The sequence below is a fragment of the Pseudarthrobacter sp. rb genome, assembly GCF_056389225.1.
In genome coordinates this window covers 355652-374126 of the sequence record NZ_JBWJAR010000001.1, presented here as the reverse complement: position 1 = coordinate 374126, position 18475 = coordinate 355652, and the positions used below count along the sequence as shown (strand labels likewise).

Here is an 18475-nt window from a genome sequence, read left to right as displayed (position 1 = left end):
TCTTCGGGGATTTCCCACTGAGGCCCCGATCCGGGGTGCGTAATATTTCTCAATATTGGTTCGACGTGATATTAGCGGAGGTCTAGCTTGTTCTGGTGAGCACTCAGACAAGCACCCCCTCCCCCGCAGGGAAGACCGGATTCCAGCTCCCCAAGTGGGCGGGTTCCTTCGGCTTCCAGATCATCGCCGCCCTCATTGTGGGTCTTGGCCTCGGCCTGCTGGCAAAGTACACCGGCAGCACCAAGACCAACCCCAACGCCCTCGGCGCCACTCTGCAGACCATCGGCTCAAGCTATGTGTCGCTGCTGCAGACCGCCGTTGTTCCGCTGATCTTCACCGCCGTGGTCAGTTCCATCTCCAACCTGCGGCAGGTATCCAACGCCGCCCGGCTGGCGTGGAACACGCTCCTGTGGTTTGCCATCACGTCGCTGATCGCGGTGCTGATCGGCATGGGCCTGGGCGTGCTGCTGCAGCCCGGCGCCAACACCGGCATCTCCGGAGACGCCAAGTACACCGGCAAGTCCGGTGACTGGTGGGCCTTCCTCGTGGGCCTCTTCCCCAAAAACTTCCTCGGCCTGGGCGCCAGCTCCACCGTCGCCGATTCCGGCGCCGTCACCACGTCGGTCAGCTTCAACGTCCTGCAGATCCTGGTCATCGCCATCGCCGTGGGCGTCGCCGCACTCAAGGTGGGCAAGGCCGCAGAGCCGTTCCTCACCCTCAACGCATCAGCCCTTGCCGTGATCCAGAAGGTGCTGTGGTGGATCATCCGCATCGCGCCGCTGGGCACCATCGGCCTCATCGGCAACGCCGTCGCCGTCTACGGCTGGGACACCATCGGCTCACTGGGCAAGTTCACCGTGGCCATCTACGCGGGCCTGGTCCTGGTGCTGTTCGTGGTCTACCCCATCCTGATCCGCAGCCACGGACTGTCCATCAAGCAGTACTTCTCCGGCGTATGGCCTGCCGTGCAGCTGGCCTTTGTGTCCCGTTCCTCCGTGGGAACCCTGCCGCTGACCCAGCGCGTGACCGAGCGCAGCCTGGGCGTGCCCCGCGCCTACGCCTCGTTCGCCGTGCCGCTGGGCGCCACCACCAAGATGGACGGCTGCGCAGCCATCTACCCCGCCATCTCGGCGATCTTCGTGGCCCAGTTCTTCGGAATCCACCTGGACTTCAGCCAGTACCTGCTGATCGCCCTGGTCTCCGTTCTTGGCTCCGCCGCCACGGCCGGCACCACCGGCGCCGTGGTGATGCTCACGCTGACGCTCTCCACGCTGGGACTGCCGCTGGCCGGCGTCGGACTCCTCCTTGCCATCGACCCCATCCTGGACATGGGCCGCACCGCGGTCAACGTCGCAGGCCAGGCGCTGGTCCCCACCATCGTGGCCAAGCGCCAGGGCATCCTGGACGAGTCGCTGTACAACGCACCCCGCAACGGCACGCCCTTTGTTGAAGAAGAAACAGGCAAAGACGCCGCCGCCGGTGGATCCGCCACGGACGGCACCAGCGCCGACACCGCACCCCGCGAACTGCAGGATGCAAAGGCGTACCGCGCACCCGCAAGGAACGGCGGCCCCGGGAGAACCGCCCGGGGACGCCTTTCTTGTTCAAAGGGCGGTGCCTCCGGCCAGTCACCGGCCGCCAGCAGTCAGCGGCCGCCGCCGCCAATCACCCCGTTCTGGACCGCTTTGGTCACCGCGTCGGCTTCCGCCTGCGTCAGCTTTCCATTCGCCACGGCCTTGTCCAGGCGGGTCTTGAGCGCGGCGGCGTGCTCGGACTGCTCCTCGCTGCGGATCTCCTGGAGGGCGGCCGTCACTTTCGCCTCATCCATGCCCAGCGACTCAGCCAGGGACTTGGCGAGCGCGGCCTCGCGCGCGGCGGGGTCCGGCTTCTGGCCGTCGGCGGGCGGAGTGGCGGGCTTGTTGGCGTCGCGGAAAGCCTTCAGCGCGTCAGTCACCTTGGCTTCGTCCACACCAAGTTTCGCTGCCAGCGCGGACGCCTGCTCCATGCCGCGGCCGCCGTGCCTGCCCATGCCGTCGTGGCCGGTGCCGGTACTGCCGTCAGTGGAGGCACTGGAACTTGCACTCGGCGCGGGAGTGGGAGTTGTGGTGGTGGCAGAGGCCATGCCGGCCACGCCGATTCCTGCGCCGAGCGCCAGCGCCGCGGCTGACAGGCCCAGGGTCATCTTCTTCGTGCGTGTCATTTCTTGTCTCCTGATTCGCCGTCGCCTGACGGCTTCTGGTGATACGCCTCGTGGCGGGACATTCCAAGCATCTGCGACCGGGTTCAGCAGAGGCTGTTGGGAACCTTTCGTTCTCCTGTGAATCCGGAGGCACCACGCACCCGAGCCTCCGCGCAGGACAACTTGCATGCAGTGCAAACTTGCACGTAGTGTAAGGGCGTGCCAAGCCCCTTTTCCCCGCCCGACGCAACCCAGGACGCCGGGTCCGCCGCCCCTTCCCGGCGCGAGCTGAACAAGGCCGCCACCCGCCAGGCCATCACCGATGCCGCCCTGGGACTCCTGCGTTCCAAGGGCCCCGGCAACTTCACGGTGGAGGACATCGCCGATGCCGCCGGAATTTCGCGGCGCACTTTCTTCAACTACTTCAGCAGCACTGACGCCGCCCTGGCGTCCATCGTCCACGGATTCCTGGACAACGCCATCCAGCAACTGCGCCTGCGCCCGTCCGACGAACCCATGCTTGAGTCGGCCCAGGCCGCACTGGTGGCCCTCGCCGATCCCAAGGCCATCGCGCCCCTGGCCGAATTGTTCACGCTGACCCAGCAGAGCCCGCTGATGTCACACACGGAACTGGAGGCGTGGGACCACTGCCGGGCCCAGGTCTTCACCGTGGCCCGCGAACGCCTCGCCGGCACCCCCGGTGAGCGGGACGAACTGTATGTCCATGCCCTGGCCGGCTCCATCATCTCCTGCGGAAAAGCCGCCATGGAAGTCTGGTTCAGCCGGCGCGGTCCGGACCTGTCACCCGCCTCCCTGGCGGAACTCCGCCAACTGCTTATTGATGCCATGGCCCTGCTGGGCGCCGGCTTCACCACCACTGCTTTCCCATCCGCCACCCGTTCCTCCTGATCAGATCGGTCCTCCCGCATGGCACTCCTCCTCTACCGCCTCGGCAAGTTCTCCTACCGCCGGCGCTGGCTTGTCATCTCCCTCTGGCTTGCCGTGCTGGTGGCCGTTGGCGGTTCCGCCGCGGCCTTCCATGGCACGCTGTCCAACAACTTCCAGATCCCGGGCACCGAGACCCAGCGGATCGCGGACAAGCTCAAGCAGGATTTGCCGGCAGCCTCGGGCGGAAGCGCCACGATTGTCTTCGAAGCCCCCGGGGGCGGGTTTACGGCTGAGAGCCGTGCGGCCGTCACGGATGCGCTGAAGAAACTCCAGACCATTCCCGAGGTCCGCGGCACGGTGGACCCGTTCGCCACCCAGGCCCAGGTGGACCAGGCCGGCAAAGCCATAACCGACGGCGAACAGCAGCTGGCGGCCGGCCAGGCGCAGCTTGACGCCTCCCGGACGCAGCTGGAGGCCGGGAAGGCACAGCTCGCGGCGGCCGAGCAACAGCTCACGGCCGCCGGCGCACCGGCAGCCGTGGTCGAGGCCCGGCTGGGCCAGCAAAAAGCAGCGCTGGCTGCCGGCCAGGCCAAGCTCGACGCCGGCGCCCAGGAACTGGAGGCCAACAAGGCGAAGCTGGAACTTGGCAAGCGCCAGGCCCAGGCCGCGTCCGCCATCCGCTTCGTCTCGGAGGACAACAAGGCGGCCGTGGCCCAGGTGCAGTTCAACACCTCCATCAACGGCCTGGCACCGGCGGTCCGCAAGCAGGTACAGGAGATCGCCCATCAGACGTCCTCCGCCGGCGTCCAGGCCTTTGCCAGCAAGGAAATCACCGAGGACATCTCGGCCCTGTTCGGGACGGCGGAGATCGTCGGCATCGCCGTCGCGGCGCTGGTCCTGATCCTCATGCTGGGCACCCTGATCGCCGCGGGCCTGCCGCTGCTGATGGCCGTCATCGGCGTCGGCGTGGGCGTGGGCATCACGTTCGCACTCTCAGGCCTGTTCGACATGAGCTCCATCTCCCCCATGCTGGCCCTCATGCTGGGCCTCGCCGTCGGCATCGACTATTCGCTGTTCATCGTCAACCGGCACCGGACACAGCTCCTGGCCGGCATGGACCCTGAGGAGTCCGTCGCCCGGGCCAACGGCACGTCCGGCAACGCCGTGGTCTTCGCCGGCCTGACCGTGATCATCGCCCTTGCCGCCCTGGTGGTCCCGGGGCTGCCGTTCCTCACCGTCATGGGGCTTGCCGCCGCGGGAACCGTGGCCGTGGCGGTGCTCGTTGCCATCACCCTGACCCCCGCCATGCTGTCCCTGATTGGCCGCCGCATCATCTCCAGGCGGGCCTGGGCCAAGTCCGAGGCGCACAACGCCGAGCCGGGCCACGAAGCCGCAGATATCGCCGTCGACCGCGAACGAAGCACCCACGGGTGGGGCGGCCTGGTCACCAAGCACCCCTGGGTGGCACTGACCGCCGGCATCCTCCTGCTGGGGACCCTGGCCCTGCCCGCCACCCAGCTCCAGCTGGCCCTGCCCGACGGCGGGTCCGAACCCGTGGAGTCCGAGGCCTACCAGGCCTACGACCTGACCGCCCGCAGCTTCGGCGAAGGCGTCACCGGACCGATCGTGGCCGTGGGCGAGTTCCCGGCGAACCTGGACGCGGCCCAGGCGCAGAAGCTGCAGTTCGACATCGCGGACAAGCTCCGGGCCGTGGACAACGTGGTCGCCGCCGTACCGGTGGCGCTCAGCGAGGACCGCCGGACCGCCGTCTTCCAGGTCATCCCCAAGGAAGGCCCGGCCAGCGCCAGCACGGTCAAGGTGGTCTCCGAACTCCGGGGCCTGAACGGCGAGATCAAGGCCGACTACGACGTTGCCATGGGCCTGACCGGCCAAACCGCCGGCAACGTGGATGTCTCCACCAAGCTCGGTGACGCCCTGCCGCCCTACCTGGCGATCGTCGTCGGACTCTCCCTGGTCCTGCTCCTGCTGGTGTTCCGCTCCATCGTGGTCCCGCTGCTGGCCACGGGCGGCTTCCTGCTGTCCCTGTCGGCCGCCTTCGGCGCCGTGGTGGCTGTCTACCAATGGGGCTGGCTGGGGAACGTCTTCGACGTGGCCAACCCCGGCGCCGTGCTGAGCTTCCTGCCCATCATCCTGATCGGTGTGCTGTTCGGCCTGGCCATGGACTACCAGGTGTTCATCGCCTCCGGCATGCGCGAGGCCTACATGCACGGGTCATCCGCCAAGGAAGCGGTGCGGGTGGGCTTCCGGCACGCGGCCGCCGTGGTCACCGCCGCCGCGATCATCATGGTCAGCGTGTTCTCCGGCTTCATCTTCAGCCACCTCACCATGGTCCGGCCGCTGGGCTTCGCGATGGCCTTCGGCGTCCTGTTCGACGCGTTCGTGGTCCGGATGACCATCGTCCCGGCTGTGATGTACCTGCTGGGCGCCAAGTCCTGGTGGCTGCCGCGCTGGCTGGACCGGATCCTGCCGGACGTGGACGTGGAGGGCGCCAAGCTCAACCGCGGCCAGGCTGCACCGGCTCCGGGCGAGCTGGTCCACTAGGCTGAAACCGTGCTGCATCTGATCCTCGCCTCCCAGTCCCCCGCCCGCACCAAGCTCCTGGCGGAGGCCGGCATCCGGCACACCGTGCTGGTCTCCGACGTCGACGAAGCGGCCGTCCAGGCGCAGTACGGCGTCACGGACCCGCACGACACCGCGCTGCTGCTGGCACGTGCCAAGGCCGAAGCCGTCGCCGCGCTGCCGGAAGCGGAGGGCGCGCTGGTGCTGGGCTGCGACTCCGTTTTCGAGTTCGACGGCGAGGCGCACGGCAAGCCGTACACCGCCGACGTCGCGCGGGAACGGATGCTCCGCATGAGCGGGAGGGCGGGGGTGCTGCACACGGGGCACTGGCTGGTGGACTGCAGGGACACGGACGACGACGGCGCCGCCCGCGGTTCGGGCGCCACGCTCGGGGCGGTCGCCTCCGCCGAGGTGTCCTTCCTGGACATGGCACCGGAGGAGATCGACGCCTACATCGCCACCGGCGAGCCGCTGCACTGCGCCGGCTCCTTCACGATCGATGGCCTGGGCGGGGCCTTCATCCGGAAGGTCGACGGCGACCCGCACGCCGTCGTCGGCCTCTCCGTCTCCACCCTGCGCGGCCTGCTCGCTGCTGCCAACGTTCGCATCACGGACCTCTGGCCGCCGCGGTAAAGTACTCCCTTTTCTGCACCACTTGTAGCTTCCCTACAAAGGCGGGCCGGTTTACACGCGGATTCCGCAAGTAATATCGGCGGAACCTCCAAAACCGCGCTAGGCTCCCTGAAGGAAAGAAGGAGACGCCTTGTCAGCAAATTTGGAGCAGTCCGCAGGAACCACGCAGCCCAGCCTCACAAAGGTGCTGATCGCCAACCGCGGCGAAATCGCCGTGCGGATCATCCGGGCGGCCCGGGATGAAGGCATCGCCTCCGTGGCCGTCTACGCTGACCCGGACCGCGATGCGCTGCACGTCCGGCTCGCTGACGAGGCCTACGCCCTGGGCGGGACAACCGCTGCCGAGTCGTACCTGGTCATGGACAAGATCATTGACGCCGCCCGCCAGTCCGGCGCCGACGCCATCCACCCCGGCTACGGCTTCCTGGCCGAGAACGCCGAGTTCGCCGCCAAGGTGATTGCCGCGGGCATCACCTGGATCGGCCCCTCCCCCGAGGCCATCTCCGCCCTGGGCGACAAGGTCCGCGCCCGGCACATCGCCGAAAAGGTGGGCGCTCCCCTGGTCCCCGGCACCGCCGACCCCGTCGAATCCGCCGGGGAAGTCCTGGAGTTCGTGGACCGGCACGGCCTGCCGGTGGCCATCAAGGCGGCCTTCGGCGGCGGCGGCCGCGGCATCAAGGTAGCCCGCACCCGCGAGGAAATCCCCGAACTCTACGAATCCGCCGTCCGCGAGGCAACCGCCGCCTTCGGCCGCGGCGAATGCTTCATCGAGCGCTTCCTGGACGCTCCCCGGCACGTGGAAACCCAGTGCCTGGCCGACGCCCACGGCAACGTGGTAGTGGTGTCCACCCGCGACTGCTCCCTCCAGCGGCGCAACCAGAAACTCGTCGAGGAAGCTCCGGCACCCTTCCTCACCGAAGACCAGAACCGCCGTCTCTACGAATCCTCCAAGGCGATCCTGAAGGAGGCCGGCTACCTGGGCGCCGGCACGTGCGAATTCCTGGTGGGCCAGGACGGGACCATTTCCTTCCTCGAGGTCAACACCCGCCTGCAGGTGGAGCACTGCGTCTCCGAGGAAGTCACCGGGATCGACCTGGTCCGCGAGCAGTTCCGGCTGGCCCGCGGCGAGGAACTGGGCTACGGCGATCCCGAGGTGCGCGGACACTCCATCGAGTTCCGCATCACCGGCGAGGACCCGGGCCGCAACTTCCTGCCCGCCCCCGGCACGCTCCGCGTCCTGAAGAACCCCACCGGTCCCGGCGTCCGCGTCGATTCCGGCGTGGAACAGGGCGACGTCATCAGCGGGAACTTCGACTCCATGCTGTCCAAGCTCATCATCACCGGTGCCAGCCGCCCGCAGGCCCTGCAGCGCGCCCGCCGCGCGCTGGAGGAAATGGTGGTGGAGGGCATCCCCACCGTCATCCCGTTCGACCTCGCAGTGGTCACGGATCCAGCCTTCGCACCCGCCGAGGGGCCCTTCACGGTCCACACGCGCTGGATCGAAACCGAGTTCACCAACAACCTGCCGGCCTGGACCCCGGACACTGCCGTTGACGGCGAGGGCTCCGCCGGGGAGCGCCAGCGCGTGGTGGTGGAAGTGGGCGGCAAGCGCCTCGAGGTGGTCCTCCCCGCATCCCTGGGCACCCCGGGAACGGCCTCGGCCGCCACAGGCAAGCCGGGCAAGTCCAAGAAGCGCTCCCGCTCCGCCGGTCCGGCTGCGGCCACCGGCAATGCGCTGACCTCCCCCATGCAGGGCACCATCGTGAAGGTGGCCGTGGCGCACGGGGACGTGGTCACCGAAGGCGACCTGGTGGTGGTCCTCGAGGCCATGAAGATGGAACAGCCCCTCACCGCGCACCGGTCCGGCACCATCACGGGCCTGACGGCAACGGCGGGCGAAACGGTGTCCGCGGGCGCCATTATCGCCACCATCGAAGACTAGAAAGCGGCACACGCAGCCATGCTCGCACCAAGTTTCCAGGAAGAAGTGGACCGCTACCACCAGGCGGTCCCTGAAATCACCCGGGGAAACCCGGCGCCGATCAAGGACCTGTATTCCCGGCTGGATGACGTCACCCTGGCCAACCCGTTCGGCGGCATAGCCCGCGGCTGGGCGCAGGTGGAGGCGCGGCTGGACCAGGCCGCGCGGCAGTTCCGCGACGGCGAGATGCTGGGCTTCGACACCGTCACCTCCTACACGGCCCGCGACACCGCATACCTGGTGGAGACCGAACACTTCCGGGCACGGCTGGACAGCGCCGCCGCCACGGAGGAGTTCGCGCTCCGCGTGACCAGCATCTTCCGCCGCGAGGAGGGCTACTGGAAGCTGGTGCACCGGCACGCGGACCCCGCCGCCCGGCCGCAGTCCCGCCGCTCGCTCACGCAGCCTCCGGCCTGAGCCGGCTGCCCCGCGGGTGCCTGCGGGTGCCCGGCGGGGCCCGTTGCCGGCACGGTGACCGCTGCTCGAATGCTGGCAGGCGGCGCCGGCAGGATGCAGACTTAGCACATGCTGCCTTTCCTGCTCCTGGCCTCCCGCGCGGAAGACGCCGCCGCTGAGGACGAGTACGCCGCGTACCTGAGGTACGGCGGGCTGGAGGAGCGGGAGCTGCACCGGATCCGGCTCGAAGCCGCTCCCCTGCCCCCGCTGGACCTCTCCAGGTACTCCGGCGTCATCGTGGGCGGCAGCCCGTTCACGTCCAGCGACCCGCCGGAGCACAAGAGCACGGTCCAGCACCGGGTAGAGCAGGAGCTGGCCGCACTGCTGGACCAGCTGGTGGCCCGCGACTTCCCGTTCCTTGGCGCCTGTTACGGGGTGGGCACCCTCGGGAGCCACCAGGGCGCCGTGATCGACCGGACCTATGGCGAGCCCCTCGGCGCGGTGGAAGTGGAGCTGACCCGCGAAGGCCTGCAGGACCCCATCCTGCAGGGAATGCCCCAACGGTTCACGGCGCTGACCGGACACAAGGAGGCCGTCAGCTCGCTGCCCCCGCACGCTGTCCTCCTGGCACGGGCCGCCACCTGCCCGGTCCACATGTTCCGGATCAGGACCAACCTGTACGCCACCCAGTTCCACCCCGAACTGGACGCCGACGGGCTGGTGACGCGGATCGATATCTACCGGGACGCCGGGTACTTTCCACCGGAGTCCGCCGAGGAGCTCATGGCTGCCGCACGGCGGTTCACCGTCACCGAGCCCATGGCCGTACTGAAGAACTTCGTGGCCCGCTACGCCCGGTAAAAACGGCAATGCCCGGCGTGCCGAAAGGCAGCGCCGGGCATTGGGGCAAACGAAGCGTCAGGCGACGTTGTTCTCGTAGTCCAGGTCGCGGGTCTCACGGGTGAGGAACAGCGCGATCAGGGTCAGCACAGCCATGGATGTCAGGTAGATGCCTACCAGCAGCGGGCTGCCCTTGGCGGCTTCCCACAGGGCGACGGCGATGAACGGGGCCACCGCGGCACCCAGGATGCTGGAGAAGTTGTAGCTGATGGCTGAGCCGGTGTACCGGACGTTCGTGGGGAACAGTTCCGGCAGCAGCGCACCCATGGGGCCGAAGGTGAGGCCCATGAGGGAGAACCCGAGGATCAGCAGGCCCATGGTGCCCACGAAGCCGCCGCTGAACAGCGGGACAAACAGCAGGCCGAAGACGAAAATGCCGGCGGTGACGGCCATGAGCATCTTGCGGCGGCCGTACTTCTCGGCCAGCGGTCCGGAGACCAGGGTAAAAATGCCAAAGAATACGACGCCGGCAATCAGCATCCAGAGGAAATCGTTGCGGCTGTAGCCAAGGCCCGGAACGAACGCGGCGGCAGCGGCTTCGGACATGGGCTTGCCGGCCTTTTCGGCTGCGGCCTTGGCGCCCTCCAAAGTCGGCTTAGTGCCGTAGGTCAGCGTGAACGTGGTCATCAGGTAGAACAGCACATACGTGGCCAGCATGATGAAGGTGCCCAGGATCAGCTGGCGCCAGCTGGACTTGAAGACCCGGCCCAGCGGAAGCTTGGCTACCTCGTTCGATTCCACCACCTTGGTGAAGGCCGGGGTTTCGATCAGCTTGAGCCGGACGTAGAGGCCCAGGATCACCATGACGGCGCTGAGCAGGAACGGGACGCGCCAGCCCCAGGCCTGGAAAGCTTCCGGGGTCAGGGTGTAGCTGGCCACCAGGAAGATGACGTTGGCAATGATGAAGCCGATGGGGGCACCGAGCTGCGGGAAGGTGCCGTAGATGGCGCGCTTGTTGGCGGGGGCATTCTCCGTGGCCAGCAGGGCCGCGCCGCTCCACTCGCCGCCGAGGGCCAGGCCCTGGGCGAACCGCAGGACCACCAGCATGGCCGGCGCCCAGAACTCCCAGCCCGGAACCAGCGCCGTGGGCAGGCAGCCGATGAGGAAGGTTGCGATGCCCATGGTCAGCAGCGACGCCACAAGGGTTCCCTTGCGGCCGAACTTGTCGCCGAAGTGCCCGAAGACGATCGAGCCGAGGGGGCGGGCAACGAAGGCCACGCCGAAGACGGCGAAGGAGCTCAGCAGCTGGGTGGTTTCGTTCGCGCCCGGGAAGAAGAGCTTCGGGAACACGAGCACGGCGGCCGTGGCATAGACGTAGAAGTCGTAGAACTCCACAGTGGTGCCGATCAGGCTGGCCACGATAACGCGGCCGCGGGAGTTCACCGGCTGGTGCGAACCAGGCACCTTGGTGGTATCGGTGGATGACATGGGTAAACGCTTTCGTGAGATCGGCCGGGCGCAGGCAGTGCTGCCTCCCGGCGCGAATAGTTAGAGTTCGATCTTACTTCGCCGCGTCCAGTCAATGGACGAAACGTCCACAATGCGGACCTGTGTTGTGCATCTCATATTCCGGGCCCTGGCACCGCCTCACGCCGCATGGCGGGCCCGGATAGGCAAAAGTCACAGCGCGTTAACAAACATCGACTGTCCGCGAAACGCGCCGTCCCTACCTTGGAGGAACAACATCCCCCGAAGGAGGTAACCCGTGACTGTTGACCGCACCGTTGATGCCGTATCCGCCAGCGCACAGCCCGGCCCTACCCGCACTACTGACGCCCCCGCCCTTGAATTCCGCCCCGGCCGCTGGATCGCCAACTGGGATGCCGAGAACAAGGAACAGTGGGAGGCCGCAGGCCGGGCCATCGCCCGCCGCAACCTGAACTGGTCCATCTTCGCCGAGTTCCTCGGCTTCGTCGTCTGGCAGCTGTGGTCCATCGTCGTGGTCCAGCTTCCCGCCGCAGGCTTCACCTTCTCCACCTCGGAAATCTTCTGGCTCATCTCCATGCCAAGCCTGGTGGGTGCCACCCTCCGCATCCCCTACACCTTCATGGTCCCCCGCTTCGGCGGCCGCAACTGGACCATCGTCTCCGCCCTGCTGCTCCTGATCCCCTCCACCGGGCTGGCCCTCTGCGTCTCCAACCCGGACACACCGTTCGGTGTCATGCTCCTCGTGGCTGCCCTCGCCGGCTTCGGCGGCGGCAACTTCGCCAGCTCGATGGCCAACATCACGTTCTTCTACCCGGCCAGGGAAAAAGGCTGGGCGCTGGGACTGAACGCCGCGGGCGGAAACCTGGGGGCCGCCGTCGCACAGCTTGCCGTTCCCATCGTCATCACCCTGCTTGCCGCGGGCACCGTCAACCTTCCCCTGGCGGGCTGGATGTGGGTCCCCTTCATCCTGCTGGCCGCATTCGGCGCCTTCAAGTACATGAACAACCTCACCAGCGCCAAGGGTGACGTGGCCGGCTCGGTCGCTGCACTGAAGGAACCGCACCTGTGGATCATGGCGCTGCTGTACATCGGCACCTTCGGCTCCTTCATCGGCTTCGCCGGCGTGTTCCCCAAGCTGATCAAGGACTACTTCCCCGCGTTCTCCTCCATTGGAGTGGGAACCGTGGCCCTGTCCCTGGCCTTCCTCGGCCCCCTGGTGGGTTCGCTGGCCCGTCCCTACGGCGGCCGCATGGCGGACCGCATGGGCGGGGCCCGGATGACCGTGTCCGCCTTCGCCGCGATGGCCGTGATCACGCTGACCATGATCTGGACCCTGCCGCTGAAGAACTTCCTGCTCTTCCTGGTCCTCTTCCTGATGCTGTTCACTGCCAGCGGCTTCGGCAACGGGGCCACGTACCGGATGATTCCGGTCATCTTCGCCACCTCCAGCCGGGCTGCCCGGAACGGTGCAAACCCGGTGGCCACCCAGCGGCTCGCGTCCTCGGCCCTCGGCCTGATCTCCGCGATCGGCGCTTACGGCGGCTTCGTGATTCCCCAGGTACTCAACGCCTCCAGCACCGCCAGCGGCTCCTACACCCCGGCCTTCTACGGATTCGTCGGCGCCTACGTCCTGATGCTGGTGGTCTGCTGGACCTGCTACATCCGCAACGCCGGCCGGAACGCGATGGGACACGTCTAACATGACAAAAAGCGCCGACACGCACGGCCCTTAGTGCGCCCTGCAGTGCGCCATGACGCTCACGTCCCCGGCGGACCTGGCCCCGGCTTCGCAGCCGGGGCCAGGCCCCGCTCCTGCACCTGCCGGCTCCAAGGCATCCCCCGTCCTGGACGTGGCCGGCCGGGACTTCCCCACCAACCGCGGCGGCCTGTGCCGCAAGGGCTGGACCTCGGCCACGCTCCTGAACCACGCGGGCAGGATCACCGAGCCCCTGCTCAGAGGTGCTGACGGGATCCACCGTCCCATCGGCTGGGACCAGGCCCTGAACCTCGCCGCTGCGGCAGTCAAGGACGCCCGCGCCCGGTACGGTGCGGACGCCGTCGGCGTCTTCGGCGGCGGCGGCCTCACCAATGAAAAGGCCTACCAGCTGGGCAAGTTCGCCCGGCTGGCGCTGGGCACCTCCCGGATCGACTACAACGGCAGGTTCTGCATGTCCTCCGCGGCCGCAGCGGGAATGCGCGCCTTCGGCGTGGACCGCGGGCTGCCGTTCCCGCTCGAGGCCCTGGACACCGCCAGCACCATCCTGATGCTCGGCTCAAACGTTGCCGAGACCATGCCGCCGTTCGTCCAGCACCTGCAGGGAGCCCGCGACGCCGGCGGGCTGGTTGTGGTGGATCCCCGCCGCTCCGCCACCGCGGCCTTCACGGCCGACGGCGCCGGCCTCCACCTCCAGCCCCTTCCCGGCACCGACCTCACCCTGCTGCTGGGCCTTTCGCACGTGGTCATCCACGAGGACCTGGTGGACACCGCCTACCTCCAGGAGCGCACCTCGGGCTACAACGCCGTCGTCCGCAGCGTGAACGCCTTCTGGCCTGAACGCGTCCAGTCCATCACCGGCGTCCCCGCGGACCTGATCCGCGAAACCGCCAGGATGCTTGCCGCAGGCGCCCGCAAGGGCGGCAGCTACATCCTTACCGGCCGCGGCGTGGAACAGCACGTGGACGGCACGGACACCGCCACCGCGGCCATCAACCTCAGCCTCATGCTGGGCCTGCCCGGCTCCGCCCGCAGCGGCTACGGCACCCTCACCGGCCAAGGCAACGGCCAGGGCGGCCGCGAGCACGGCCAGAAGGCCGACCAGCTGCCCGGCTACCGCAAGATCACCGACCCCGCCGCCCGCGCGCACGTCGCCGCGGTCTGGGGCATCCCCGAGGAACTCATCCCCGGCCCCGGCCTGCCCGCCGTCCAGCTCCTGAAATCACTGGGACAGCCCGACGGCGTCCGGTGCCTTTTTGTCCACGCCTCCAACATCGCGGTGGCGGCACCTGACGCCAACGCCGTGATCGAGGGGCTGCGGAGCCTGGACTTCCTGGTGGTCTGCGACTTCTTCCTGTCCGAGACCGCTGCGGAGGCGGACCTGATCCTTCCCGTCCTCCAGTGGGCCGAGGAGGAAGGCACCCTGACCAACCTGGAAGGCCGCGTCCTGCGCCGCCGCCGTGCCATCTCCCCTCCCGCCGGTGCCCGCAGCGAACTCTGGATCATGGCCCGCCTGGCCGAGCGCCTGGACGCCCCGTCCACCTACAGCGACGATCCGGAAACCGTCTTCGAGGAACTCCGCCTGGCTTCCGCGGGCGGCCTGGCCGACTACTCCGGCATCGACTACGCCATGCTGGACCGCGGCGAGGCCGCCTACTGGCCGTACCCGGCCGGCAGCACCGGAACGCCCCGGCTGTTCCGGGACGGCTTCGCCCACCCCGACGGCAAGGCGGTCATGGTCCCGGTGGCGCCGCGCCGCCGCCGGGCTCCCGCAGCTGAAGCCGCCGGGCACGCAGCAGGCCCCGCCGGCACAGCCATGACCCTCATCACCGGCCGCCTCCTGGAGCACTACCAGTCCGGCGCCCAGACCCGCCGGGTCGCCGAGCTCGCCGCCGCCCAGCCGGAGGCCAGGATGCAGATCCACCCGGCGGCGGCCGACGCCATGGGCATCGCCGCCGGAACACTGGTGTCGGTGTCCAACGGGCGCGGCGAGGTGGTGTGCCGGACCGAGCACAGCACCGCGATCCGCCCGGAAACGGTGTTCCTGCCCTTCCACTTTCCCGGGGCTGAGAGCGCCAACCGGTTGACGGAAGCGGCGACGGATCCGGTCTCCGGGATGCCCGAGTTCAAGTTCAACACCGTTTGGGTCCGGCCCGTGGCCGCGCCCGAATCCGCCCGCATGCTTCAAACGACGGAGGCCTCATGAGCGAGCAGATTGTCATTGTGGGATTCGGCCCCGTGGCCGCCCGGCTGGTGGACGAGCTCCTGCCCGCCGTGCGCAGCGGACACGCCAGGCTCACAGTGGTGGGCCAGGAAGCCGAGGCCGCCTACAACCGCGTCCTGGTGGCCGATCTCGGCGTCGGCCGGACCACCGCTGACGCCCTTGCCCTCGCCGACAACGCCGAGCTGGTTGCCGAGGGAGTGGACGTCCGGCTGGGCGTCCGGGTTAAGCGCGTGGACCGGGCGCGGCAGCAGGTGGCCCTGTCCGACGGCGCGTCCGTGCACTACGACCGGCTGGTGTTTGCCACCGGATCCCGGCCGGTGATTCCCAACCTCACCGGCATCAATCCGGACCCGTCTTCCCCCGTGCTGCCTGCCGGAGTCACGGCACTGCGGGACCTCCGCGACGCCCAGGTGTTGCGGCAGGCGGTGGCCGGCGGCAAGCGCGTGGTGATCCTGGGCGGAGGCGTCCTGGGCCTGGAAACCGCATTGGCCGCCGCTGAGGAAGGTGCCACGGTCACCGTGGTCCACAACGGCCCGCACCCGCTGGGCCGCAGCATCGACCGCGGCGGCGGGGCGGTCCTGGCCGCAGGGCTGCGCCGCTGCGGCGTCCGGGTGGCCGGCAACGCCCGGTCCACCGGCGTTGAGCACAACGCGCCCGACGGCGGGTTCTCGGCTTTGCTGCTGGATGACGGATCGGCGATCGACGGCGACCTCCTGGTCATCTCGTGCGGCGTACGTCCCCGGACCGAGCTGGCCGAAGGCTGCGGCCTCTCCACCGGCGCCGGCATCCTGGTGGACCACAGGCTGCGGGCACACCACGAGCCGCACATCTTTGCCATGGGCGACTGCGCCGAAGTCCGTTGCCCGGATCCGGGCTGCGCCACGTGCCGGAACGCCTCCGGACCGTCCGGGCTGGTGGGTCCGGGCTGGCGGCAGGCCGAATGGCTGGCCGGCTACCTCACCCTGTTGGCCGAAGGGGCGGAAGCGGACGCAGAAGTGCTGCCTGCGCTGCCGCCGGAACAGCCCGGCGTCGTGGTCCTGAAGGCCCGGGGCATGAACATGGCCGTGGCCGGGGACAACGCTGCCGAGCCGTGGGACGAGGAAGCCCTCACGGCCGGTGCGGTCAACGGAAGGCCGCGCCTGCAGGTGTCGCAGTGGGCCGATCCGGAGCACGGCCGGTACGTCAAGATGACCACCCGGGGCGGTGTGCTGGAAGGCCTGGTGGCGGTGGGCATGCCCCGGACCGCGGCCGAACTCGTGGGGCTTTTTGAACGGGGCGCCGAGCTGCCCGCGGACCGGTCACTGCTCCTGCGACTGGATGGATCGGACCAGCTGCCCGGGGCCGGGGCTGCCGACCCCGCCGGCACCGTCTGCCGGTGTGCGGGGGTCAGCGGGGCGACGATCACGGCGGCAGCCTCTGACGGCTGCTCCACGGTGGCCGAGGTTTCCAGGGCCACCCGCGCCGGCACTGGGTGCGGTGGCTGCCATGAGGACATCAAGGGCCTGATCGAACAGCACTTCCAGGCGGCAGCGGCATAGCGGCTGCGGGGCTTTGGCCCCTGATCCGGTGAGGGGCCTTGACGGCGGCGTCCGCGCAGCATGTGATGGACGGGACTGACCCGCGCGCCCATCTTCCGGGCCGGACGCCTGCCGTTCGGAACAACGAAAGGACTACCCCATGTCCCTGCTCGACTCCGCCCTCTGGGAAGGCAAAATCTACCTCAACGGCTGGCGGGCGGGCGGCGGTGGGGCCGCCCCCAGCATGGAACCGGCTACCGGTGGGCAGCTGGGGAGCTATGGCGTGGCTTCCGTGGCGGACGTCCGCGAAGCCGCAACCGCCGCCGCGAAGGCGCAAAAGGAATGGGCTGCCCGCAACCCCGAGGACCGGGCAGCGGTACTGCGCCGCGCCGGACAGCTCTGGGAGGAGCACGCTGCCGAGGTCCAGGACTGGATTGTGCGCGAATCAGGCGGCATTCCGCCCAAGGCAGGGCTGGAGACGCATATCGCAGCCAATGAATGCTACGACGCGTCGGCGCTGCCCTCGCTCCCTGCCGGTGACGTGCTGACGTCCAACGAAAACCGCTGGTCCTTTGCCCGGCGCCGTCCGGTGGGTGTTGTCTCTGTCATCGCGCCGTTCAACTTCCCGCTGATCCTCTCCATCCGCGCCGTGGCCCCTGCCCTGGCATTGGGTAACGCCGTGCTGCTCAAGCCGGACCCGCGGACCGCGGTCTGCGGCGGCGTGACCGTGATGCGCATCTTCGAGGAGGCCGGGCTTCCGCCGGGCCTGCTCTCCCTGCTGCCCGGCGGCGCCGACATCGGAGCCGCCGTCGTCGAAGCCCCCGAGGTCCGCGTGATCGCTTTCACGGGATCGACGGCGGCCGGGCGGAAGATCGGTGAAACGGCCGGCCGCCTGCTCAAGCGTGCCCACCTTGAACTCGGCGGCAACAATGCGCTCATCGTGCTCCCCGGCGCCGACCTGGCCAAGGCGGCCTCCGCGGCGGCGTTCGGCTCGTTCATGCACCAGGGCCAGATCTGCATGGCTGCCGGACGCCACATCGTGCATGAGGACATCTACGACGACTACGTTGCCGCCCTGTCGGAGAAGGCGGCCCACCTGCCCGTGGGAGATCCGAAGAGCGGCACCGTGGCGCTGGGGCCGGTCATTGATGAGCGCCAGCTGCAGCGGGTGGACGGGATCGTCCAGGACGCGGTCCAGGCGGGCGCCCGGCTCGCCGCCGGGGGAACCCACGATGGCCGGTTCTACCAGCCCGCCGTGCTGGTAGACCTGGACACTGACAGTCCTGCCTGGAAGGACGAAATCTTCGGCCCCGTGGCCCCGGTGATGAAGTTCTCCACCGTGGATGAGGCTGTGGCGCTGGCCAACGACAATGAGTACGGCCTGTCCATCGGGATCCTGGGCGACGTCGGACTGGCCATGACCATCGCCGACCGGCTGGACTCCGGGAAGGTCCACATCAACGAACAGACGGTCTCCGATGAGGCGAACTCCCCGTTTGGCGGAACGAAGAACTCAGGCAACGGCTCGCGGATCGGCGGCCACCACGCCAACATGGAATCGTTCACCGAGATCCAGTGGCTCACCATGCGACCGGACATCGCCCCGTACCCGTTCTAGGCCCGTTCCCGTCTTAGGGCGGGCAGCCCTCCGGTTACCTGTCACAGCCCGAATATTTGCCCCGCCAATACGTAGACTCCGTAAGCGCCCGCGGCGAGGAGGGCACCCAGATAAGTGAGCACGAGCCGCGTGTCGCGCAGGAAGCATTTGGACCGTGCCAGGCCCCGCCGCCTTGCCTTCCAGTACCCCGCAAACCCAAGGCCGGCGAAGACCGCCAGTGCGGCAGGTCCCGCCAGCCACCCCAGCAGCGCAACTGTGGCAAAAATGCACAACCGGAGCGGATCATACGGTGCCTGGCCGGTGGGTGCGGGGGTGCCCGGACCCTGCGGGGTGGAGTGCGCTGCGGCGTGTCGGCGCACCAGTTGGGACGGCTTAGGTCCTCCAGCAATGCGCCGGGCATCAGAGGCCGGGTCCATG

13 protein-coding genes and 1 pseudogene are annotated in these 18475 nt (G+C 68.7%); 11 read left to right on the top strand and 3 right to left on the bottom strand.

All coding sequences use genetic code 11. The annotated features are described in order from the left end of the window. Window positions 1-95 precede the first annotated feature (95 nt). Window positions 96-1544 (top strand): annotated as a pseudogene (locus ACWRN3_RS01620) (dicarboxylate/amino acid:cation symporter); the annotation flags it as partial. Window positions 1545-1645: 101 nt separating this feature from the next. Here the strand turns inward: ACWRN3_RS01620 and ACWRN3_RS01615 are convergent. Continuing rightward, window positions 1646-2200, bottom strand: a complete 555-nt coding sequence (locus tag ACWRN3_RS01615; RefSeq protein WP_324644612.1) for a hypothetical protein — start codon at window positions 2198-2200, stop codon at window positions 1646-1648. A gap of 198 nt (window positions 2201-2398) precedes the next feature. Between ACWRN3_RS01615 and ACWRN3_RS01610 the strand changes: the two genes are divergently transcribed. The 6 genes from ACWRN3_RS01610 (at window position 2399) to ACWRN3_RS01585 (ending at window position 9518) form a co-directional block, all read left to right on the top strand. Next, complete coding sequence (locus ACWRN3_RS01610) at window positions 2399-3088, top strand: TetR/AcrR family transcriptional regulator (protein WP_324644611.1); 690 nt, start codon at window positions 2399-2401, stop codon at window positions 3086-3088. Window positions 3089-3106: 18 nt separating this feature from the next. Continuing rightward, window positions 3107-5629, top strand: a complete 2523-nt coding sequence (locus ACWRN3_RS01605; protein WP_324644610.1) for an MMPL family transporter — start codon at window positions 3107-3109, stop codon at window positions 5627-5629. 9 nt (window positions 5630-5638) lie between these two features. Beyond that, window positions 5639-6280 (top strand): Maf family protein, encoded by a 642-nt coding sequence (locus tag ACWRN3_RS01600; protein ID WP_476739692.1) that lies wholly within the window; start codon window positions 5639-5641, stop codon window positions 6278-6280. Window positions 6281-6410: 130 nt separating this feature from the next. Continuing rightward, window positions 6411-8222 carry an acetyl/propionyl/methylcrotonyl-CoA carboxylase subunit alpha gene (locus ACWRN3_RS01595; protein WP_476739691.1) on the top strand — a complete coding sequence of 604 codons (1812 nt, stop codon included), beginning with the start codon at window positions 6411-6413 and terminating at the stop codon, window positions 8220-8222. Window positions 8223-8240: 18 nt separating this feature from the next. Beyond that, window positions 8241-8678 (top strand): YybH family protein, encoded by a 438-nt coding sequence (locus ACWRN3_RS01590; RefSeq protein ID WP_159632463.1) that lies wholly within the window; start codon window positions 8241-8243, stop codon window positions 8676-8678. Between the two features lie 108 nt (window positions 8679-8786). After that, complete coding sequence (locus ACWRN3_RS01585) at window positions 8787-9518, top strand: glutamine amidotransferase (protein WP_224025498.1); 732 nt, start codon at window positions 8787-8789, stop codon at window positions 9516-9518. 57 nt (window positions 9519-9575) lie between these two features. Here the strand turns inward: ACWRN3_RS01585 and ACWRN3_RS01580 are convergent, their stop codons facing one another. Beyond that, window positions 9576-10985 (bottom strand): MFS transporter, encoded by a 1410-nt coding sequence (locus ACWRN3_RS01580; protein WP_159632465.1) that lies wholly within the window; start codon window positions 10983-10985, stop codon window positions 9576-9578. Between the two features lie 277 nt (window positions 10986-11262). Here ACWRN3_RS01580 and ACWRN3_RS01575 point away from each other — a divergent pair, with 277 nt between their 5' ends. The 4 genes from ACWRN3_RS01575 to ACWRN3_RS01560 all read left to right on the top strand — a co-directional run bounded on the left by ACWRN3_RS01575 (window position 11263) and on the right by ACWRN3_RS01560 (window position 18058). Next, on the top strand, window positions 11263-12684 hold the full coding sequence (locus ACWRN3_RS01575; protein ID WP_307488526.1) for an MFS transporter: 1422 nt from the start codon (window positions 11263-11265) through the stop codon (window positions 12682-12684). A 52-nt stretch (window positions 12685-12736) separates the two neighbouring features. After that, window positions 12737-14905, top strand: coding sequence for a molybdopterin oxidoreductase family protein (locus ACWRN3_RS01570; RefSeq protein ID WP_476739690.1), 2169 nt, complete (start codon window positions 12737-12739; stop codon window positions 14903-14905). Continuing rightward, window positions 14902-16461, top strand: a complete 1560-nt coding sequence (locus ACWRN3_RS01565; protein WP_476739689.1) for an FAD-dependent oxidoreductase — start codon at window positions 14902-14904, stop codon at window positions 16459-16461. Before ACWRN3_RS01570 ends, ACWRN3_RS01565 begins: the two co-directional genes overlap by 4 nt. 139 nt (window positions 16462-16600) lie before the next feature. Beyond that, window positions 16601-18058 carry a benzaldehyde dehydrogenase gene (locus ACWRN3_RS01560; protein WP_476739688.1) on the top strand — a complete coding sequence of 486 codons (1458 nt, stop codon included), beginning with the start codon at window positions 16601-16603 and terminating at the stop codon, window positions 18056-18058. A 41-nt stretch (window positions 18059-18099) separates the two neighbouring features. Here ACWRN3_RS01560 and ACWRN3_RS01555 read toward each other — a convergent pair whose 3' ends face one another. Beyond that, window positions 18100-18474, bottom strand: a complete 375-nt coding sequence (locus tag ACWRN3_RS01555; RefSeq protein WP_476739687.1) for a hypothetical protein — start codon at window positions 18472-18474, stop codon at window positions 18100-18102. Window position 18475: the final 1 nt, after the last annotated feature.

Excerpts from the sequence above, each read along its gene's own strand:
- ACWRN3_RS01615 (WP_324644612.1), bottom strand. The coding sequence starts at position 2,200 with ATGACACGCACGAAGAAGATGACCCTGGGCCTGTCAGCCGCGGCGCTG.
- ACWRN3_RS01605 (WP_324644610.1), top strand. The coding sequence starts at position 3,107 with ATGGCACTCCTCCTCTACCGCCTCGGCAAGTTCTCCTACCGCCGGCGC.
- ACWRN3_RS01590 (WP_159632463.1), top strand. The coding sequence starts at position 8,241 with ATGCTCGCACCAAGTTTCCAGGAAGAAGTGGACCGCTACCACCAGGCG.
- ACWRN3_RS01585 (WP_224025498.1), top strand. The coding sequence starts at position 8,787 with ATGCTGCCTTTCCTGCTCCTGGCCTCCCGCGCGGAAGACGCCGCCGCT.
- ACWRN3_RS01580 (WP_159632465.1), bottom strand. The coding sequence starts at position 10,985 with ATGTCATCCACCGATACCACCAAGGTGCCTGGTTCGCACCAGCCGGTG.
- ACWRN3_RS01570 (WP_476739690.1), top strand. The coding sequence starts at position 12,737 with ATGACGCTCACGTCCCCGGCGGACCTGGCCCCGGCTTCGCAGCCGGGG.
- ACWRN3_RS01565 (WP_476739689.1), top strand. The coding sequence starts at position 14,902 with ATGAGCGAGCAGATTGTCATTGTGGGATTCGGCCCCGTGGCCGCCCGG.
- ACWRN3_RS01560 (WP_476739688.1), top strand. The coding sequence starts at position 16,601 with ATGTCCCTGCTCGACTCCGCCCTCTGGGAAGGCAAAATCTACCTCAAC.
- ACWRN3_RS01555 (WP_476739687.1), bottom strand. The coding sequence starts at position 18,474 with ATGGACCCGGCCTCTGATGCCCGGCGCATTGCTGGAGGACCTAAGCCG.